Genomic DNA, 19100 nt, shown 5'->3' with positions numbered 1-19100 from the left:
CGCGGGCCACCTCAGCGCGGGCGGTCGTGCAGGCCCATCGTGAGGTTGCGGGCGGCCATCGGCGGGCCGCCGGCCTGCGGGTCGCCGTACGGGGGCAGGTGCCCCGGGTGCTGCGGCCGCTGCTGGTGCTGGGGCGCCTGCTCGCGCTGCTGGGCCGCGGGCTCCGCCCAGACGGCCGTCCCGTACGCGCACACCTCGATGCCGCCGCCGGTCACGGCGGTGTCGAACCTCATGCCCACCACCGTGTTCGCGCCCTTGCGGCGGGCCTCCTCGCCGAGCCTGTCCACCGCCTCGCGGCGCGCCGCGGCCAGGCCGACGCCCGGCTGCTCCCCCGTCACCCGGAACGTCGCGCTGCTCCCGCCCTGCCCGGGCGGCCGGGCCGCGCCCTGATCGGCTTGGACGGCCATCCCGAGGACCTCCCCGAGCACGCTCCTGATCTCGTACCCCGCCACGCCATCAGTCGTCACGATCAGCATGGTCCCCACGGTAGGACACGATCCGGACGAAATGCGACGTAACAGCGGTAACGCGCATCTCTCCGCGCCGCCGGCGCCACGCCCGGCGCCACCGGTGGCCACCTGCGGCCGCCCTCCCGGCGGACGGCCGGGAGGGCAGCCCCGTCGTCCGGGCCCACACCTCAGTCCAGGTACTCGCGGAGCATCTGGGCCCGGGACGGGTGGCGCAGCTTCGCCAGCGTCTTGGACTCGATCTGGCGGATCCGCTCCCTCGTCACGCCGAACTCGCGCCCCACCTCCTCCAGGGTGCGCGGGTGGCCGTCGGCCAGGCCGAAGCGCAGCTGGATGATGCGCTGCTCCCGTTCCGACAGGGTGGCGAGGATGTCCTCCAGCTGGTCCTGCAGCAGGATGAACGCCGCGGCCTCCATCGGCACGACGGCGTCGGCGTCCTCGATGAAGTCGCCGAGGTCGGAGTCCTCCTCGCCGATCGGCGACTGCAGCGAGACCGGCTCCTGCGCGATGCGCTGGATCTCCACGACCCGGACGGGCGACAGGCCCATCTCCAGGCCGATCTCCTCGGGGCTCGGCTCCCGGCCGAGGTCCTGGTGCATCTGGCGCTGCACGCGGACCAGCTTGTTGATCGTCTCCACCATGTGCACCGGGATGCGGATCGTCCGGGCCTGGTCGGCGATCGCCCGGGTGATCGCCTGCCGGATCCACCAGGTGGCGTAGGTCGAGAACTTGAACCCCTTGGTGTAGTCGAATTTCTCGACCGCGCGGATCAGTCCGAGATTTCCCTCCTGGATCAGGTCGAGGAACAGCATTCCCCTGCCGACGTAGCGTTTGGCGATCGAGACCACCAGCCGGAGATTGGCCTCGATCAGCCGTTGCTTCGCCCGCGCCCCCTCGCGGGAGAGCAGTTCGAGGTCGAGCAGCTCGCCGCGGGCGAGGACGGCGGTGCGCGCCATCTTCTCCTCGGCGAAAAGTCCCGCCTCGATCGATTTCGCGAGTTCTACCTCATCTTCTGCCGTGAGCAGCGGTACGCGACCGATCTCTCTCAGGTAGATCCGAACCAGGTCGCTCGTCGGCGCCCGCTTGCCGAGGTCTCCCTCATCCGCTCGCGGGACGTCCTCGGTCTCCTGCTGAGACTCGAGGACCTCCACCCCCTGCTCTGCGAGCATCCGGACGACCCTCTCCAGGGAGTCGTCCGGCAAGTCCGAGCGATCGAGCGCGGCAGCGACGTCCTCGACGGTCACACCGCCGCGCTCTCTGCCGCGTGCGACGAGGTCCGCCACCTGATCGACTGATGGCGCCTCGCTTGGCAGCACCGAAGGGCCCACGCAGACAGTCTGCGTCAAATGGGGCCTAGATCACAGGACCCATTTTCGCGGGGCGGGCGCCTATTGCGACCCAAGCCCTCGCTCCCGCAACACCCGTCTCTGCTGCTCAAGCGCGACAAGATCACCGAAGAGCCGGTTGTACTCCTCGGCCGCCTCGACCGGATTCAGCCGCCCGAGTTTAGATTTCACGTTCGCGATCATCCGCGTGAGCTGGCGCTCCTGAATTCTGGCCAACAAATCCGCGGCATAACGGTCGTCCGATTCCTGGGCGGATCGGAGCGGCTCCACCCCGAGCTTGGTGAGAAGATCCCTGACCTGGTCGTTCGGCGCCCGCTCCAGGAGAAGGGCGACCCACTCCGCGGCGTTCCCCGCCGCCGTGACGCCGCCCGCTTCGGCGATCACCGCCCGCACCGCCGTGTGCGGGGGCGCGATGAACGCCTCGACCGGGACCTCGTCGAACGCAGTGCCGAGCAGCGCCGGGCGCTGGACCGCCAGTTTCAGCAGCTCGCGCTCGCGCTGGATCTCGGGATCGGTGGGGTCGAACGCGGGGCGCCGCGGCGCCCGGGACTCCGCGCCGCCGTCGCGCCCGTTCTCCGCGATCGGGCCGTTCGCCCGGCCGTTGCCGTTCTGCGCGCGCCCGTGCCCGTTCTGGCCGCGGCCGTTCCCCGCCTGCGCGCGGCCGTGCGCCCGGTTGGCCAGCTCGCGGACGCGGCGCAGCACGAACTGCTCGTCCATGATGCCGAGCCAGCGGTCCAGGTTGACCGCGTACATGTGGCGGCGGGAGCGGTCCTTGATGGCGGCGACGACCGGCGCGGCCGCGTCCAGCGCGCCGAGCCGTCCCTCGACGGTGTCGAGGTCGTGCTGCTCGATCGCGCTGCGCACCGCGAACTCGAACAGGGGCAGCCGGGACGCCACGAGGTCGCGCACCGCCGCGTCGCCGTGCCGGATGCGCAGGTCGCACGGGTCGAGACCGTCCGGCTGGACGGCCACGAACGTCTGGGAGACGAACTTCTGCTCGTCGTCGAAGGCGCGCAGCGCCGCCTTGCGCCCGGCCGCGTCGCCGTCGAAGGTGAAGATCACTTCGCCGCGGAACTCGTCCTGGTCCATCAGCAGGCGGCGCAGCAGCTTGATGTGCTCGTCGCCGAACGCCGTGCCGCAGGTGGCGATGGCCGTCGGGACGCCCGCCAGGTGGCAGGCCATCACGTCGGTGTAGCCCTCGACCACCACGGCCTGCCGCCGCCGCGCGATCTCCTTCTTGGCGAGGTCGGCGCCGTACAGCACCGAGCTCTTGTGGAAGAGCGGCGACTCGGGGGTGTTCAGGTACTTGGGGCCGTCGTCGTCCTCGAAGAGGCGCCGCGCGCCGAACCCGATGACGTCGCCGGACAGGTCGCGGATCGGCCACATCAGCCGGCCGCGGAACCGGTCCATCGGGCCGCGCCGGCCCTCCTTGGCCAGGCCGCCGGCGACGATGTCGCGGTCGGCGAAGCCGCGCCCGCGCAGGTGCCGGACGAGGCCCTCCCACTCGCGGGGCGCGAACCCGACGCCGAAGTGCTCGGCGTCGGCGGCCTCGAAGCCGCGCTCGGACAGGAACGTGCGGCCGGGCGCGCCCGCGGCGGAGTTCAGCTGCTCGGCGTAGTACTCGGCGGCCGCCCGGTGCGCCTCGACCAGCCGGGCGCGCTGCCCGCCGTCCTGGCGGGGGCCGCGCCCGCCGCCCTCCTCGTAGCGCAGCTGGATCCCGGCCTGGGCGGCGAGCCGCTCCACCGACTCGCCGAAGGTCAGGTGCTCGATCTCCTGGACGAACTTGATGACGTCGCCGCCCGCCTCGCAGCCGAAGCAGAAGTACAGCCCGCGCGAGGGCGTCACGTTGAACGAGGGGGACTTCTCGTCATGGAACGGGCACAGCCCCTTGAGATTGCCGCCGCCCGCGCTGCGCAGCTGCAGGTACTCGCCGATCACGTCGGCGATGGACGAGCGCTCCCGTACGAGCGCGATGTCCTCATTGCGAATCCGGCCTGCCACGACCATGGAGTCTACGGCGGGCCCGTGACATCGAGGGCATCGCACCGCGACGGGCATGGGTGCGCCCCCGTCTCCCGCGGGTCCGCGGGAGACGGGGGCGTCTCAGGTCAGCCCGTCCGGAAGCGGCCGAAGAGCCGGTACATGAACTCCGTGCCCTGCTTGAGGGCCTCGACGGTGATGCGCTCGTCGTTGCCGTGCATCGCGATCAGCTGGTCGTTGTCGACGACGTAGGGGTAGACGCCGTAGCCGGGGACGCCCTTCGACGTCCAGGGCGACAGGCTCGTCCCGGCCTCGAAGAGGGCGGGCGCGAAGACCGCGTCCGGATAGGTCTCGGCGGCGGCGTCGCCGATGGCCTCGAACAGCGGCGAGTCCAGGCTGGAGGGCGGCTTGGCCCAGGTCTCGTCCAGCCGCTTGAGGGCGTCCTCCTCCGACTCCCCCGGGTTGCCCGCGAGCGTGACGGTCACGTCGCGGTCGGCGAGGCGCTTCCTGATCGCGGCCAGGAAGTCGCGAGGACGCTGGCCGCCGGGGACTCCCCGGCAGTTGACGCGCAGCGTCGCCTTGGACGGGATGACGTTCTCCTTGTACCCCGCGTCCTCGATCACGAAGGCGTGCGTCGTGCGGAGGAGGGCCTGGTGCAGCCACGGGTAGGAGCTGCGCTTGACGACGAGCGCGGCGGCCCGCTCGCGGGCCTGCTGGGAGCGCGCGGACAGCAGCAGCCGCAGCGCCCGTTCGAGCGGGCGGTCGTCGGTGGCCTTGGCCAGAGCGCCGAAGTACTCCCGGGTGACGGGGGTGAGCGCGACCGGCGCGAGCCAGGTGTCGATCTCGGTGACGGCGCGGGAGAGCTTGGCGATGGCCGAGTCGGGGTTGGGCTTGGAGGAGTGGGTGGCGGTGCCGCCGGCGGCGAGGTCGAGGTTGAAGTAGACCTTGTCCTGGCGCGTCACCGTGATGAGCATCGGCGTCCGCCGGTCCTTCTGGGCGAGGAACCAGCCGCCCTCCGTGAGCACCATGCCCGCGTTGATCTTGTCCCAGTGGTTTTCGGCGAGCCAGTGGGAACCGTACTGCCCGGCCTCCTCGTCGCAGTCGGTGAGGACGATGATGTCGCGGTCGAACCGCGCGCCCTCCTTGACGTGCCGGAGCAGGGCGCCGATGTTCGCGGAGTTGGCGCCCTTCATGTCCAGGGCGCCGCGGCCGTAGATCTCACCGTTGCGGACGATCCCGGCGAACGGGTCGACGGACCATTTGTCACGTTCCACCGGAACGACATCGGAATGTCCGAGCAGGAGCAGCGGCGGCGCCGCGGTGGTGCCCTCGATCCGGGCGATGAGGTGGACGTTGTCCTTCTTCGGCGTGGGGATGATCTGTGCGGGGACCCCCGCGGAGTCCCAGACGGCCTTGAGCATCTCGGCGTAGGGCCGGGTGACGCCGCCCTCCCCGAAGTTCTGGGTGTCGAACGACAGCATCTTCTTCAGCAGGGCCAGCGGGTCGAGGTCGGCGGGGGCGGGTCCGCGGGCGGGGCCGGCGAGGGCGGACCTGCCGGCGGGCGCGGCGGCGGCGGTGCCGCCGGCGAGCACGCCGCCCGCGAGCAGGACGGCGCCCGCGCCGGTGCGGTGCAGGAAGGCACGGCGGCTGACGGCGGGTGGGGAGTCGGGCATGGGAGCTCCTCCTTCGAAACCCCGGGGACGGGCTTCGTGATCAAAGGTGACACGGCGGCCCGCCGATCTCCAGAGCTCCGGTTCACCGGTCCCCCGGCACGGCAGCCGATCAGGTCGAAGTCAGGAACATTCCGCGGTGTCGAAATATACGATCCGATGGCCGAACTCGGCCGGGTTAACGGCGAGTAACCCTGGTTTTACTCTGGACAACGTGGACCGCACCGCGATGAGATGGCGCACCGTAGATTTGCCCACCCCCAGGCGGACTCGATGACGGATGTTGTGCTGGACGGCGTCGACAAGGTGTATCCCGGCGGCCAGGTGGCCGTCCGCGACGTCCGCCTGCGCATCAACGCCGGGGAGCTGTTCGTCCTGCTCGGACCGTCCGGCTGCGGCAAGTCGACCATCCTGCGCATGATCGCCGGGCTGGAGGAGATCACCGGCGGGGACCTGTGGCTGAACGGCACCGTGGCCAACGACCTGCCGCCGCGCGACCGGAACGTGGCGATGGTGTTCCAGGAGGGCGCGCTCTACCCGCACCGCACGGTCAAGGGCAACATGATGTTCCCGCTGGAGGTGTCCGGGGACGACCGCGCCGAGGCGTCCGCGAAGGTCGTCGAGCTGGCGCGCGCACTCGGCATCAACACGATGATCGACCGGCTGCCGCGCACGCTGTCGGGGGGCCAGCGGCAGCGGGCCGCGATCGGGCGGGCGCTGATCCGCGAGCCGTCGCTGTTCCTGATGGACGAGCCGCTGTCGAGCCTGGACGCGGGGCTGCGCACGGAGCTGCGCGTCGAGATCGCGGCGCTGGTGCGCTCCAGCGGCACCACCACCGTCTACGTCACGCACGACCAGGTCGAGGCCATGACCATGGCCGACCGGATGGCCGTGCTGCGCGACGGCGTCCTGGAGGACGTCGGCACCCCCGAGCAGATCTACGAGGACCCGGCGACCGTGTTCGTGGCCGCCTTCCTCAGCTCCCCTCCGATGAACCTGCTGCAGGCCACCCTGTGGGCCGTCGAGGGCCAGGGGCTGATGCTCGATCTCGGACCGCAGCGGCTCACCCTGCCCTGGAACGACCCGCGGGCGGCCGCGCTGATCAGCCATCAGGGCCGGCCCGTGATCGTCGGGATCCGCCCCGACACGATGATGCCGATCGCGCCGGGCTCGCCCGCTCCGTCGGGGACCGTCCTGTCGGGCCAGGTCCGCGCGCTGGAGTTCCACGGGCACGAGTGGCTCGCCTACGCCGAGGCGGGCATCCCCACGGTGGACGCGAACGAGCTCGGGCGTCCCGAGCGGCCGCAGGCCCTCGCGGCGGAACGGCCCGGGCTGCGCGGCCGGGTGCGGGCGCTGTTCGGCAGGCCGGCCGGGGAGGAGGCCCCGATCGAGGAGCACGCGGGCCACCACCGGCGGTCCGACCTCGTCTTCCGCATCGCGCCGGGCGGGCGGCCCGACCGGGGCGACCGTGTCGCGCTGGCGGTCGACCTGGACCGGGTCCTGTTCTTCGGCGCGGACGGCCGGCGCATCACGCCCGTGCACCGCTAGTCACGCACGGCCGCTCCCGCCGCGCAGGACCCCGGCGAGCCGGCGCATCCCCTCGTCGATCTCCGGCGGCGTCACGGCGCCGTACCCGAAGACCAGGCCCGCGGCGGGCGGCCCGGTCACGGCGAACTCCGACAGCGCGAACAGCCCGACGCCCGCGCCGAGCGCCTTCGCGGCGACGGCGGCGTCGTCGGCGCCGTCCCGGAACACCGCGCTCAGGTGCAGCCCCGCCTCGGACGGGACGGGGTCGAGCCGGTCCCCCGGCAGCCCGGCGACCCGTTCGGCGACGCGCTCGTGCCGCGCCCGGTACTCGCGGCGCGACCTGCGGATGTGCCGGGCGAGCAGGCCCTCGTCGATGAACCGGGCGAGCGCCGCCTGCGCGGGCAGTTCGGCGTGCCAGGACGAGACGTAGCGCGCCATCCGGAAGGCGTGGTGCAGCGACGGCGGCGCCACCAGGAACCCCAGCCGCAGCACCGGCCGCATGATCTTGGAGAAGGTGCCGGTGTACAGGACGCGGCCGTCCTCGTCGAGGCTCTGCAGCGGCTCGACGGGGCGCCCGCCGTACCGGTACTCGGTGTCGTAGTCATCCTCGACGATCACCACGTCCCGCCGCCGCGCCCAGTCGAGCAGCGCCCTGCGGCGCGGCAGCGACATCGGCATCCCCAGCGGGAACTGGTGCGAGGGGGTGACGTAGACGGCCCGCGCCTCGCCGGGCAGCGCGTCCACCCGGAGCCCCTCGGCGTCGACCGGCACGCCGCGCACCCGCATCCCGGCCGCGGCGAGGAGCATCCGCACGGGCGGGTACCCGGGGTCCTCCACGGCCACCACGTCGCCCGGTTCGAGGAGGACCCGGACGATCAGGTCGAGGGCCTGCTGGACGCCGGAGGTGACGACGACGTCGGCCCCGCTCGCCCGCACCGACCGCGAGACGCCCACATGCCGGGCGACGGCCTCGCGCAGCGCGGGCAGCCCGGCGGGGTCGGCCGCCGAGGCGGGATCGGCCAGCCCCGACGGCCGCAGCAGTCCCCCCATGATCCGCCGCCAGGCCTCGTAGGGGAACAGCCGTACGTCGGGCAGCCCGGCGCGGAAGTCCCACCGGACTCCGGGCATCGGCGCCGGCCAGACGGACACTCCCTCCCACACGCCGCGCGGCCGCAGCGGCGAGGCCGCGGGCGCGCCGCGCGCGGCGGAGCCGGTCTCCCGGACGAACGTCCCCGCGCCGACCCGGCTCGTCAGGAACCCCTCGGCCGTGAGCCGGTCGTAGGCGACGCCGACCGTGTTGCGGGAGATCGCCAGGCGCCGCGCCAGCTCGCGCGTCGGCGGCAGCGCCTCCCCCGCGCGCAGCCGGCCGTCCAGGATCGCGGCGCGCAGCTGGCCGTAGATCTGCCCGGCAAGGTCGCGGCGCCCGACCAGGCTCACATGGAGGTCCACGGCGCCGACCCTAAATCGGCTCAGTCAGTCTGTGCAATTTTGGACCTGTACCTGGGCCTCTGCGAGTCCCTACCGTGGCCGCATGGACCTGCTGAACGAACTGCTCACGACCGATTTCCGACCGCTCGACCGGAAGGCGGCCGATCTCTACCTGTCCGTCGTCGCGCAGGTGAAGCCGGACGCGCTGCACCTGCCGACGCCGTGCCCCGACTGGACGCTGCACGGCCTGCTGCGCCACCAGGTGAGCCAGGACGAGGGCTTCGCGGCCGCCGCCCGGGGCGAGGGCGCGCGGCTGTCCGCCTGGCGCGGCGGCGATCTCGGCGACGACCCCCTCGCCGCGGCGCGGGCCTCCGCCGACCTCGTGACGGCGGCCTTCGCGGAGGTGGCCCTGGACGCCGAGCTCGCCCTTCCCGAGATCCGCGACGGCGGCGCCTTCCCCGCCGCGCTGGCGATCAGCTTCCACTTCGTCGACCTCGTCGTGCACGCCTGGGACGTCGCCGCGTCGATCGGCGCGGGCTGGGAGCCCGCCGGCGAGCTCGTGGAGGCGTCCCTCAAGGTCGCCGCCATCGTCCCCGAGGAGGGCCGGGGCCCCGGCGACTCGTTCGCCCCGTCCGTCCCCTCCGCGGACGGCGCGGAGTCGCGGGAGCGCCTGCTCACCCTCCTCGGCCGGGATCCCTCATGGCGCTCCTGAGGACCCGCTGGCGTGCGGGACCCGTCCGGGCGACGGGCCCGGTCCTCGTCAGCGTCACCGACTTCACCTGCGCGCATTCCCTCGACCTGCCGAGGGCCTTCCACGCGGGCATGGGGCTGCGCCGGTCGTGGCCGGAGCTGGAGGGCGCCGTCGGCCTGTGGCTGTGGACGGATCTCCGCCGGCGCAGGTGCGGCTCCGTCTCGGTCTGGACCGGCGACGCCGCGCTGCGCGGATTCGTCGCCTGGCCGCCGCACGTCGCCATCATGCGGAGGTTCCGGCGGCGCGGGTCGATCCGCGCCGACACCTGGTGGGCGGACGCCTTCGAGCCGGCCGAGACGTGGGCGCGCGCGGAGCGCGTCCTCGCTCAGGCGGGAGCGGGGGCGGGCTCGCAGGTCATCGACGCCTCACGATAGAAGCCGATCTTCACCTTGATCTGCCTCTGCTGCGCGCGCAGCGTCGCGATCTGCTCCTCGACCCGGCGGTCGTGCTCCTGCAGCAGGTCGAGCCGCTCCTGGACGGTCCGACCGCCGCCGCGGGCCAGCTCGGAGTAGCGCAGCATCTCGGCTATCGGCATTCCGGTGCCGCGCAGGCAGCGCAGCATCCCGAGCCATTGCAGGTCGTCGTCGGAGAACACGCGCCGTCCCGACGCGTTCCGCGCGATCCCGGACAGCAGCCCGATCTTCTCGTAGTAACGCAGCGTGTCGATGCTGAAACCGCTCTTCTCGGCGGTCTCGGCGGGAGAGTAGGAGCTCACGCTCCCCAGGATCGCACCTGGAGTGCACTCCAGGTCAACGTCCCGGCCGGTGCGCCTGCTTGACCTGGAGCGCACTCCAGGTCCCAGAGTGGAAGGAGACGCACGAGACGAAGCACGCGAAGGGAATGCCATGCGCATCGGACTCCAGGTTCCGAGCTTCACCTTTCCCGGGGGGCCGGAGCAGATCGGTCCCACCTTCGGACGCGTCGCCCGCGACGCCGACCAGGGCGGGCTGCACTCCCTGTGGGTGATGGACCACTTCTTCCAGATCGAAGCCGTGGGCCCGCCGGAGGACCCCATGCTGGAGGGCTACTCGGCGCTCGCGTACGCGGCGGCGCTGACCGAGCGGATCACGCTCGGGACGATGGTCACCGGGGTCACCTACCGGCACCCCGGCGTCCTGGTCAAGACGGTGACCACGCTGGACGTCCTGTCGGGCGGGCGCGCGTGGCTCGGCATCGGCGCGGCCTGGAACGAGGAGGAGTCGCGCGGCCTCGGCATCCGGTTCCCGCCGACCGCGGAGCGGTTCGAGCGGCTGGAGGAGACGCTGCGGATCGCCCACCGGATGTGGGAGGGCGACGAGTCGCCGTTCGAGGGCGAGCACTACACGCTGGAGCGCCCGCTCAACTCGCCGCCCGCGCTGCGGCGCCCCCGCCCGCCGATCCTCGTCGGCGGGGGCGGCGAGAAGAAGACGTTGCGGTTCGTGGCGAAGTACGCCGACGCCTGCAACCTCTTCGACGGCGACGAGCTGCCCCGCAAGCTGGAGGTCCTGCGGGAGCACTGCGAGCGCGAGGGCCGCGACCACACCGAGATCGAGAAGACGTCGCTGACCTTCTTCACCGGTACGCCCTCGGTCGGCGCCGCCGTCGACACCGTCGGGCGGCTCGCCGAGCGGGGCATCGACCATGTGATCTTCTCGCAGGGCACCGGCCAGGACCTCGCCGGCATCCTCGCCGAGGCCCTGGTGCAGACCGAGAAGATCGTCCCGGCGGGCCGGTGAGACCCGGTCCCGCGTGAGGGGAGAACCCCCGCGGCGCCCGATTCATGCCGTCGCGGGGGTGAACACCCACTTCTTGTACGACCAGTAGCGGAACGCCGATCCGAGGCCGACGCCCGCGAGGAGCCCCAGGTTGTAGGCGATCCCGCCGTGCAGCCCGAGGGTGTAGTAGGTGAAGCCGGTGCACAGCACCTGGATCAGCAGCCCGACACCGTTCAGCGCGAAGAAGATCGCGACCTCCCGGCCGGAGCCGTCGCTGTCGCGGTGCCGGAACGTCCAGAACCGGTTGAGCAGGTAGGAGCTCAGCGTGGACACCACGGTCGGCACGACGACGCTCGTGACCGGGCTGCCGCCGAGCCACGCGCGCATCAGGTTCGCGCCGAAGATCATGATGAGCGTGCCGACGCACCCCACGAAACCGAAACTGAGCAGTTCGCTAAGGAATGTCCGCAGCGCCCGGGCGGACGTGACCGTTTCGGCCGGTCCCGACCGCTGCATGGTGCTCACTCGCCCAGACCTTACCTGAGTAGGACATATACAAAAGTCGTAACCCCACCAAAAGATCAACGGGGACGACCGGCACCGCTCGCCCTCACCGCTCGGCCGTCTCCGCCGCCGGGGCGAGCAGGACGATCAGCCCGACCAGCGCGACCGGGACGGCCAGCGCCCACGTCAGGCCCACGCCCTGCGCGATGAACCCGATGACGGGCGGGCCGCCGAGCAGGCCGAGGTAGCCGACGCCGGTGACCCGGGAGATCCCGGCCGCGGGCGGGACGCCGGGCACGTTGCCCGCCGCGCTGAAGGTGACGGGCGCCACGACCGCGACGCCGAGGCCGAACAGCGTGAACCCGGCCACCGCCGCCGTGGGGTCGCCCGCCGCGAGCCCGAGGCCGAGCCCGAGGGCGGCGACCAGCGAGCCGCCCCGCAGCACCGGGACGGGCCCGAAGCGCGCGACGACCTGGTCGCCGGTGAGCCGCCCCACTGTCATCGCCACCGCGCACCCGGCGTAGCCGAGCCCGGCCACGCCGGGCCCGGTGCCGAGGTTCTCCCGCAGGTAGATCGCGCTCCAGTCGGCCATGGCGCCCTCCCCGACGAACGAGCACAGCCCGATGACACCGAGCATGATCAGCGGCCGGCGGGGGGAGCGCGCGGGGACGGGGGCGTCCTCGGCCGGCTCGGGGAGCTCGTCGGCGGAGCGGTCCAGCAGGCCCCGGCAGCCGAGGGCCAGCAGCGTGATCAGCACCGCCGCGGCGACCGCCAGGTGCAGCGGGACGGGGACGCCCGCGTGCGCGGCCGCCGAGCCGGCCAGTGCCGCGAGCAGCGTGCCGATGCTGTAGGAGCCGTGCAGCCCGGACATGAGCGGACGGCCGTAGCCGCGCTCCACGGCGACGCCCTGCGCGTTCATCCCCACGTCCATCAGGCCGAGCGAGGCGCCCATCAGCAGCAGCGAGAGGATCAGCCCGCCGAGGTTCCAGGCGAGTCCGAGCGGGACCAGCGCCAGCGCCCCGGCGGCCCCGGCGGCGATCGTCGTCGCGCGGCTGCCCCACCGGCCGACGATCCGGCCCGCGAACCGGACGGCCGCGACGACGCCCACGGGCGCGCCCAGCAGCGCCACGCCCATCGCGCCCTCGCTCAGCCCGAGATGCTCCTTGATCTGCGGGATGCGGGCGACCCAGGCGGCGCCGAGCAGGCCGTGCGCGGCGAACGCCAGCGTCACCGCGACGCGCGCCCGGGCCTGCGTCGTGATCTTCTCGGTAACCACTCAGCCGACTGTACGTCGCTGACGCGACAGGGTCCGTCCCGGCCGCCTCACACCAGGTCCGCGAGCGGCGCCCCCGGGTCGGCGAGGCGGGCGGCGTCCACCGGGCGCCCGGAGCGGATCAGCGCCTGGACGTCCCCGGTGACGTCCCACACGTTGACGTTCATGCCGGCGACGACCCGGCCGCCCGACAGCCAGAACGCGACGAACTCCCGTCCCGGGACGTCCCCGCGGTACACGACCTCGTCGTACTCCCCCGGCGCCGCGACGCCCGACATCTCCATGCCGAGGTCGTACTGGTCGCTGAAGAAGTAGGGGATCTGGTCGTAGACGACGTCCTGGCCGAGCATCGCGCGGGCCGCGGCGGGCCCGCCGTTCAGGGCGTTCGCCCAGTGCTCGACGCGGATCCGGCGGCCGAGCAGCGGGTGGTAGGCGTTGGCGACGTCCCCGGCCGCGTAGATGTCGGGGTCGGACGTGCGCAGCGACTGGTCGACGAGGATCCCGTCGGACACCTCCAGCCCTGCCTCCTCGGCGAGCCCGCTGTTGGGCCGCACCCCGATGCCGACGATCACGACGTCCGCGGGCACCTCGGCGCCGCCGGAGGTCACGACGGCCGACACCTGCCCGGCGCCCCAGAACCCGGCCACGCCCTCGTCCATCCGCAGGACGGCGCCGTGCTCGCGGTGCAGGTCGGCGAACATCCCGCCCAGCTCGGGCCCCATCGCGGCGTGCAGCGGCACCGGTTCCGGTTCGATGACCGTCACCTCGTTGCCGTGCTCCCGGGCGGCGGCCGCCGCCTCCAGCCCGATCCAGCCCGCCCCGGCCACCACGACCCGGCGTCCGCCGGGCGCCAGCGCCTGCTTCAGCGCGGCCGAGTCGGCCATCGTCCGCAGGTAGTGGATGCCCTGAAGCTTGGAGCCCGGCACGTCCAGCCGGCGCGGGGAGGCGCCCGTCGCCAGCAGCAGCCTGTCGTAGGAGACCGGCTCCTTGGTGGACAGCCGGACCTGGTGCGCGCCCCGGTCGATGGACGCGACGGACGTGCCGACCCGCAACTCAACGTCGTGCTTGTCGTACCAGTCCGCCTCGTGGACGTGGGCCTTCTCCCGGGGTTCCTTGTCCAGCAGGAACCCCTTGGACAGCGGAGGCCGCTCGTACGGCCGCTCGATCTCCTCGCCCACCAGCAGCACCCTGCCCGCGAAGCCCTCCTCACGGAGCGTCTCGGCCGCCTTGGCCCCGGCCAGGCTCGCGCCGGCGATGACGAACGTCTCCTCGGGCATGGTGACCTCCTGTAGTGGACCTGTAGCTATCCCTACAGCGGCCTCTGCCACGAGACAAGGGTCCATCGACTGGCGCGTCGAGGCGTGTCCCTCCGCGCCGGCCCGTACCCGCGGGTCAGTACCCGCGTCCGCCCAGCATGCGGTGGCGGGCCATCGCCGACAGGTCGGTCAGGGAGGCGATCTGGTCGATCACGGCGCGCAGCCGGGCGGCATCGTCGGAGGCGTCCGTGAACGCGTCCCGGAAACCCGGGTCGAGCGTGTCCGGCGCCCCCGCGAGCATCATCTCCGCGAGTTCGGTGATCAGCGTCCGCTGGCGGGCCCTGACCTCCTCGTGGCTGATCCACACGTAGTGCGCCGTGACGCCCTTGAGCAAGGCGTTCTCCAGCCACTGCGGCCGCGGGACGATCAGCTCCGCCGCGTAGCGGGTGAGCGGGCGGTCGCCGTAGGCCTCCCGCGTGGCGGTCTCGGCGGCCAGGCAGAACCGCCCGATCAGCGTGCTGGTCAGGTTCTTGAGGGCGGCGAGGCTGCGCGGGGTGCCGTCGTAGCGGTCGGGCCAGTAGGGCTCGGCGAGCAGCACGGCGAAGCGCTCCTCCAGCTCCGCCTGGCCGGCGTCGGGGCAGTACAGCTTGGCCGCCGTGGCGGCGACGAGGCGGCGCTCGGCGGGGTCGGCGAGGCGGCCGAAGTCGACGTGCCCGGCGACCAGCGCGTCCTCCAGGTCGTGGACGGAGTAGGCGACGTCGTCGCTCCAGTCCATGACCTGGGCCTCGAAGCAGGTGCGGCCCGGCTCGGTGCCGTCGCGCACCCAGCGCGCCACGTCCGCGTCGTCGTCGTAGACGCCGAACTTGCCGTTCACGGCCTCGGCCTGCGACCACGGGTACTTCATCGCGGCGTCCAACGCGGCGCGGGTCAGGTTGAGGCCGACGCTGCGGCCGTGCAGGGGCGGGCCCTCCACACCGAAGGACTTGGGCTCCAGCCTGGTCAGGACGCGCAGGCTCTGCGCGTTGCCCTCGAACCCGCCGCAGTCGCGCGCGACGATGTCGAGCGCGTACTCGCCGTTGTGCCCGAACGGCGGATGCCCGATGTCGTGCGACAGGCAGGCCGTCTCCACCAGGTCGGGGTCGCATCCGAGCGACTTGCCCAGCTCGCGGCCCACCTGCGCGCACTCCAGCGAGTGGGTGAGGCGGGTGCGCAGGCTCTGCACGGTGTCGGCCACGGCGTCGGCGCTGGGCGAGGCCACCTGCGTCTTGGCGGCCAGCCTGCGGAGCGCGGCGCTGTGCAGGACCCGGGCCCGGTCGCGCTCGAACGCCGTGCGGTCGCGCCGCTTGGGGGGCTCGGGCGCCCAGCGTTCCTTGTCACGGCCGTCGTAGCCCGTGGTCACGTTGATCGTCATGTCCCTATCCAGGGTAGAGGGCCGCGGGGGTCCTCAGCCGCCCGGCGACGGCGAGGACCGGGGCGGAGACGACGAGGAGGACGGGGGCTGAGACGTCGACGGCGTCTCGGACGGGTCGATGTGGATGCGCTTGATGGTCTCGTCCGGCACCTGGACGCTCTTGCCCAGCAGCACGTACGACAGGTACCCGCCGGTCTCGCGGACGATGTAGTGGAACTGGGTGTCGCGGGTCTGCACGCTCGGGCCGCTGCGGGTCGGCGACGCGGCGGCCTCGATGCCGCTGTCCTCGGCCATCTTCTTGGAGCGCAGCCCGTGCCACGGGTCGGTGACGATCACGCCCGACGACCAGTGGTGCCGGTCGAACTCCTTGCCGACGGCCTTCATGCTCTCCAGCGTGTCGCGCCCGACGGGCACCTCGAAGACCCGGGAGGCCGGCACGCCGCCCTTGGTGATCAGCCAGCCGCGGCCGGCACCGGCCTCGGTGTAGTTGTCGCCGGGCGCCTTGCCGCCCACCGTCACGATGGCCGGCGCGACCCCGCCGCGGTACAGCTCCAGGGCGTGCTGGAGCCGCCATTTCAGCGTCGGGGACGGCACCCCGTTGTACTGCGCGGCCCCCAGCACGATGATCGCGTCGGAGCGCGGCCGCTCGTCCTGGCGGGCCTGGTGCCAGATCCGCAGCCCGACGGTGAGCGGCGTCAGCACCGCGATCGCCAGGAGCCCCATGACGACCCCGGCGGGGATCGTGAACCAGGGCGACCGGCGCCACCGCCCACGGCGCCGCCGCGGCCCGTCCGCCCGGTCCTCGGGCCGGTCCGTCTCATCGTCTTCCGGCGTGAACTCCGGCAACTCCGCTTCCAACGTCATCGCATCGGACACGTTAGTGAGATGTTCCGGCATGCGCGCCAGGTTCGCCAGGTCGGCGTGTCATCCGTCCCACATCGGTCCCGGCGGCCGATTCCGGGCGTGCGGGGGGCCGGCCGCCGGGCGGGACGTCAGCGGCTGTCGCTGCCCCCCGGGGCGTCCGCGGCCTCGATGGCCGCGCGGCCCGCCTCCAGCCGCGCCACGGGAATCCGGAACGGCGAGCAGGAAACGTAGTCGAGGCCCACCTCGTGGCAGAAGTGCACCGAGTCAGGGTCGCCGCCGTGCTCGCCGCAGATGCCGAGCTTGAGGCCGGGGCGCGCCCGGCGGCCCTCCTCGGCGGCGATGCGCACGAGCCTGCCGACGCCCTCGCGGTCGAGGGTCTCGAACGGCGACACCCCGAAGATCCCGAGTTCCAGGTAGCGGGAGAAGAACGCCGCCTCGACGTCGTCGCGGGAGAAGCCCCAGGTCGTCTGGGTGAGGTCGTTGGTGCCGAAGGAGAAGAACTCGGCGGCCTCGGCGATCTGCCCGGCGGTCAGCGCCGCCCGGGGCAGCTCGATCATCGTGCCGATCAGCGCCGGCACGTCGATCCCGCTCGACTCCCTGACCGCGGCGAGGATGCCGCGCGCCTCGTCCCGGACGGCCTCCAGCTCCTGGACCGCGCCGACCAGCGGGATCATGATCTCCGGGCGCGGGTCGCCGCCCGCCCTCCTGCGCGCCGCCGCGGCCTCGGCGATCGCGCGCACCTGCATGCCGAACAGACCGGGAATCACCAAACCGAGCCGCACGCCGCGCAGGCCCAGCATAGGGTTCTGCTCGTGCAGTCGGTTGACTGCTTCGAGCAGTCTCCGGTCCTTGGCGTCCGCTTCGTCGCCCGCGAGCGCGACCCTGACCGACAGCTCGGTGATGTCGGGGAGGAACTCGTGCAGCGGCGGGTCGATGAGCCGGATGGTGACGGGCAGTCCGTCCATCGCCTCGAAGATGCCCTCGAAGTCGCTCTTCTGGAGCGGCTCCAGGGCGTCCAGCGCGGCCTGCCGCCCGTCGTCGTCCTCGGCGAGGATGAGCTCCTCGACGAGCTGCCGACGGTCCCCGAGGAACATGTGCTCGGTGCGGCACAGCCCGATGCCGGCGGCGCCGAACCGGCGGGCCCGGGCGGAGTCCTCGGGGTTGTCGGCGTTCGCGCGGACCTTCAGCGCGGCCCGCGCGTCGGCGTGCTCCATGACGCGGTGCACGGCCTTGACCAGGTCGCCGCCGTCCTCGGTCGAGAGCTGCCCCTCGAAGTAGCGGACGATGGGCGAGTCCTCGACGGGCACCTCGCCGAGGTAGACCTCGCCGGACGACCCGTCGATCGAGATGACGTCGCCCTCCCTGACCGTGATGCCGCCGGGCGCGGTGAAGCTGCCGCCCTTGACGTCGACGTCGAGCTCCTCGGCGCCGCAGACGCACGTCTTGCCCATGCCGCGGGCGACGACCGCGGCGTGCGAGGTCTTGCCGCCGCGGGAGGTCAGGACGCCCTTGGCCGCGACCATGCCGGCGAGGTCGTCGGGGTTGGTCTCGCGGCGGACGAGGATCACCTCCTCGCCCCGCTCGGCCAGCTCCACGGCGCGCTCGGAGGTGAACACGGCCTTGCCGACGGCCGCGCCCGGCGAGGCGTTCATGCCCTTGGTGATCTTCTGGACGCCGTCCACCCGGTCGGTGAAGCGGGGGAACATGAGCTGGGCGAGCTGGTCGCCGGTGACGCGGCGGGCGGCCTCGTCCAGGTCGATGAGCCCCTGGTCGAGCAGCTGGCAGGCGATCCGGAACGCCGCGCCGGCGGTCCGCTTGCCGACCCGGGTCTGCAGCATCCACAGCTTCCCGCGCTCGATCGTGAACTCGATGTCGCACATGTCGCGGTAGTGGTTCTCCAGCGTCTCCATGATCTCGACGAGCCGGTCGTAGGACGCCTTGTCGATGCGCTCCAGCTCCGTCAGCGCGACGGTGTTGCGGATGCCGGCGACGACGTCCTCGCCCTGGGCGTTCTGCAGGTAGTCGCCGTAGATGCCCTGCTGCCCGGTCGCCGGGTCGCGGGTGAAGGCCACGCCCGTCCCCGAGTCCAGGCCCATGTTGCCGAAGACCATCGAGCAGATGTTGACGGCCGTGCCGAGGTCGACGGGGATGCGCTCCTGCCGCCGGTAGAGGATGGCGCGCGGCGCGTTCCAGGAGTCGAACACCGCCTCGACGGCCAGGTCCATCTGCTCGCGCGGGTCGGTCGGGAACTCGCGGCCCGCCTCCTCCCGTACGATGACCTTGAACCGGTCGACGAGCTCCCTGAGGTCCCCGGCGGTCAGATCCCCGTCGTCGTCGCTGCCCCGGGCCCGTTTGACGTCCTCGACGGCGCCCTCGAACAGGTCGCCGTCGATGTCCATGACGGTCTTGCCGAACATCTGGATCAGCCGGCGGTAGGAGTCCCACGCGAACCGCTCGTCGCCCGCCTGGGCGGCGAGGCCGTGCACGGACTCGTCGTTCAACCCGACGTTGAGGACGGTCTCCATCATTCCCGGCATGCTGAACTTGGCGCCGGACCGCACGCTGACCAGGAGGGGGTCGTCGCTCTGGCCGAGCTTCTTGCCCATCGCGGACTCCAGGTCGGCCAGGTGCCGGTTCACCTCGTCCGCCAGGCCGTCGGGCAGGTTCCCGTGCTCGAGGTAGTGCCGGCATGCCTCCGCGGTGATCGTGAACCCCGGCGGCACGGGCAGCCCGAGATTGGTCATCTCGGCCAGGTTGGCGCCCTTGCCCCCCAGGAGATCCTTGAGGTCCTTGTTTCCCTCAGTGAAGTCGTACACGAACTTCCGCACGGGGAGCTCCTTCTCGCTCCGGTTCCACCCAGTGGCAGTTCCGGGCCCGCCTCCGCGGGGCGCGCGGCATCGCATCACCCCAGGCGGCGGCGGGTCCGCTG

16 protein-coding genes are annotated in these 19100 nt (G+C 72.6%); 4 read left to right on the top strand and 12 right to left on the bottom strand.

Annotation, left to right across the window (positions count from 1 at the left end; genetic code table 11):
* Positions 1–11: 11 nt before the first annotated feature.
* The 4 genes from BJ999_RS13435 to BJ999_RS13420 form a co-directional block, all read right to left on the bottom strand.
* Positions 12–476: a YbjQ family protein gene (locus BJ999_RS13435; RefSeq protein WP_179833613.1), complete on the bottom strand. Its 465-nt coding sequence runs from the start codon at positions 474–476 to the stop codon at positions 12–14.
* Between the two features lie 161 nt (positions 477–637).
* Positions 638–1783 (bottom strand): RNA polymerase sigma factor RpoD, encoded by a 1146-nt coding sequence (gene rpoD, locus BJ999_RS13430; protein WP_229809939.1) that lies wholly within the window; start codon positions 1781–1783, stop codon positions 638–640.
* Positions 1784–1855: 72 nt separating this feature from the next.
* Complete coding sequence (gene dnaG, locus BJ999_RS13425) at positions 1856–3814, bottom strand: DNA primase (RefSeq protein WP_179833611.1); 1959 nt, start codon at positions 3812–3814, stop codon at positions 1856–1858.
* A gap of 107 nt (positions 3815–3921) precedes the next feature.
* On the bottom strand, positions 3922–5466 hold the full coding sequence (locus BJ999_RS13420) for a M20/M25/M40 family metallo-hydrolase (protein ID WP_218935052.1): 1545 nt from the start codon (positions 5464–5466) through the stop codon (positions 3922–3924).
* A 270-nt stretch (positions 5467–5736) separates the two neighbouring features.
* Between BJ999_RS13420 and BJ999_RS13415 the strand changes: the two genes are divergently transcribed.
* Positions 5737–7011: an ABC transporter ATP-binding protein gene (locus tag BJ999_RS13415; RefSeq protein WP_179833610.1), complete on the top strand. Its 1275-nt coding sequence runs from the start codon at positions 5737–5739 to the stop codon at positions 7009–7011.
* Here the strand turns inward: BJ999_RS13415 and pdxR are convergent, their stop codons facing one another.
* The gene (gene pdxR / locus BJ999_RS13410) at positions 7012–8439 is read right to left on the bottom strand and encodes a MocR-like pyridoxine biosynthesis transcription factor PdxR (protein ID WP_179833609.1); all 1428 of its coding nucleotides are present in this window, start codon (positions 8437–8439) and stop codon (positions 7012–7014) included.
* Positions 8440–8521: 82 nt separating this feature from the next.
* Here pdxR and BJ999_RS13405 point away from each other — a divergent pair, with 82 nt between their 5' ends.
* On the top strand, positions 8522–9130 hold the full coding sequence (locus BJ999_RS13405; RefSeq protein ID WP_179833608.1) for a TIGR03086 family metal-binding protein: 609 nt from the start codon (positions 8522–8524) through the stop codon (positions 9128–9130).
* Positions 9118–9543, top strand: coding sequence for a hypothetical protein (locus BJ999_RS13400; RefSeq protein ID WP_179833607.1), 426 nt, complete (start codon positions 9118–9120; stop codon positions 9541–9543). The genes BJ999_RS13405 and BJ999_RS13400 overlap by 13 nt, the downstream gene beginning before the upstream one ends.
* On the opposite strand, the gene BJ999_RS13395 is transcribed toward BJ999_RS13400, so the two are convergent.
* The gene (locus tag BJ999_RS13395) at positions 9495–9884 is read right to left on the bottom strand and encodes a MerR family transcriptional regulator (RefSeq protein ID WP_179833606.1); all 390 of its coding nucleotides are present in this window, start codon (positions 9882–9884) and stop codon (positions 9495–9497) included. The two genes, BJ999_RS13400 and BJ999_RS13395, sit on opposite strands and share 49 nt — an antisense overlap.
* 130 nt (positions 9885–10014) lie before the next feature.
* On the opposite strand from BJ999_RS13395, the gene BJ999_RS13390 reads away from it, so the two are divergent.
* Entirely contained in the window at positions 10015–10884 is an 870-nt protein-coding gene (locus tag BJ999_RS13390; protein ID WP_179833605.1) for an LLM class F420-dependent oxidoreductase, read from the top strand.
* 42 nt (positions 10885–10926) lie between these two features.
* On the opposite strand, the gene BJ999_RS13385 is transcribed toward BJ999_RS13390, so the two are convergent.
* The 6 genes from BJ999_RS13385 to ppdK all read right to left on the bottom strand — a co-directional run bounded on the left by BJ999_RS13385 (position 10927) and on the right by ppdK (position 18999).
* The gene (locus BJ999_RS13385) at positions 10927–11379 is read right to left on the bottom strand and encodes a GtrA family protein (RefSeq protein ID WP_218935768.1); all 453 of its coding nucleotides are present in this window, start codon (positions 11377–11379) and stop codon (positions 10927–10929) included.
* 94 nt (positions 11380–11473) lie between these two features.
* On the bottom strand, positions 11474–12643 hold the full coding sequence (locus tag BJ999_RS13380) for an MFS transporter (protein ID WP_179833603.1): 1170 nt from the start codon (positions 12641–12643) through the stop codon (positions 11474–11476).
* Positions 12644–12690: 47 nt separating this feature from the next.
* Positions 12691–13917, bottom strand: a complete 1227-nt coding sequence (locus BJ999_RS13375; protein ID WP_179833602.1) for an NAD(P)/FAD-dependent oxidoreductase — start codon at positions 13915–13917, stop codon at positions 12691–12693.
* Between the two features lie 115 nt (positions 13918–14032).
* Positions 14033–15307, bottom strand: coding sequence for a deoxyguanosinetriphosphate triphosphohydrolase (locus BJ999_RS13370; protein WP_179833601.1), 1275 nt, complete (start codon positions 15305–15307; stop codon positions 14033–14035).
* A 33-nt stretch (positions 15308–15340) separates the two neighbouring features.
* Entirely contained in the window at positions 15341–16171 is an 831-nt protein-coding gene (locus BJ999_RS13365; protein ID WP_179833600.1) for a YdcF family protein, read from the bottom strand.
* 128 nt (positions 16172–16299) lie between these two features.
* Positions 16300–18999, bottom strand: coding sequence for a pyruvate, phosphate dikinase (gene ppdK, locus BJ999_RS13360; protein ID WP_179833599.1), 2700 nt, complete (start codon positions 18997–18999; stop codon positions 16300–16302).
* Positions 19000–19100 lie beyond the last annotated feature (101 nt).

This window comes from Actinomadura citrea (genome assembly GCF_013409045.1).
Lineage (GTDB): Bacteria > Actinomycetota > Actinomycetes > Streptosporangiales > Streptosporangiaceae > Spirillospora > Spirillospora citrea.
This window is presented reverse-complemented; position numbering and strand designations above follow the sequence as displayed.

What these genes read in the sequence shown, in the direction of transcription:
- BJ999_RS13435 (WP_179833613.1), bottom strand. Translation starts at nt 476, where the DNA reads ATGCTGATCGTGACGACTGATGGCGTGGCGGGGTACGAGATCAGGAGC.
- BJ999_RS13405 (WP_179833608.1), top strand. Translation starts at nt 8,522, where the DNA reads ATGGACCTGCTGAACGAACTGCTCACGACCGATTTCCGACCGCTCGAC.
- BJ999_RS13385 (WP_218935768.1), bottom strand. Translation starts at nt 11,379, where the DNA reads ATGCAGCGGTCGGGACCGGCCGAAACGGTCACGTCCGCCCGGGCGCTG.
- BJ999_RS13365 (WP_179833600.1), bottom strand. Translation starts at nt 16,171, where the DNA reads ATGACGTTGGAAGCGGAGTTGCCGGAGTTCACGCCGGAAGACGATGAG.
- BJ999_RS13375 (WP_179833602.1), bottom strand. Translation starts at nt 13,917, where the DNA reads ATGCCCGAGGAGACGTTCGTCATCGCCGGCGCGAGCCTGGCCGGGGCC.
- BJ999_RS13415 (WP_179833610.1), top strand. Translation starts at nt 5,737, where the DNA reads ATGACGGATGTTGTGCTGGACGGCGTCGACAAGGTGTATCCCGGCGGC.
- BJ999_RS13370 (WP_179833601.1), bottom strand. Translation starts at nt 15,307, where the DNA reads ATGACGATCAACGTGACCACGGGCTACGACGGCCGTGACAAGGAACGC.
- BJ999_RS13400 (WP_179833607.1), top strand. Translation starts at nt 9,118, where the DNA reads ATGGCGCTCCTGAGGACCCGCTGGCGTGCGGGACCCGTCCGGGCGACG.
- BJ999_RS13420 (WP_218935052.1), bottom strand. Translation starts at nt 5,466, where the DNA reads ATGCCCGACTCCCCACCCGCCGTCAGCCGCCGTGCCTTCCTGCACCGC.
- BJ999_RS13390 (WP_179833605.1), top strand. Translation starts at nt 10,015, where the DNA reads ATGCGCATCGGACTCCAGGTTCCGAGCTTCACCTTTCCCGGGGGGCCG.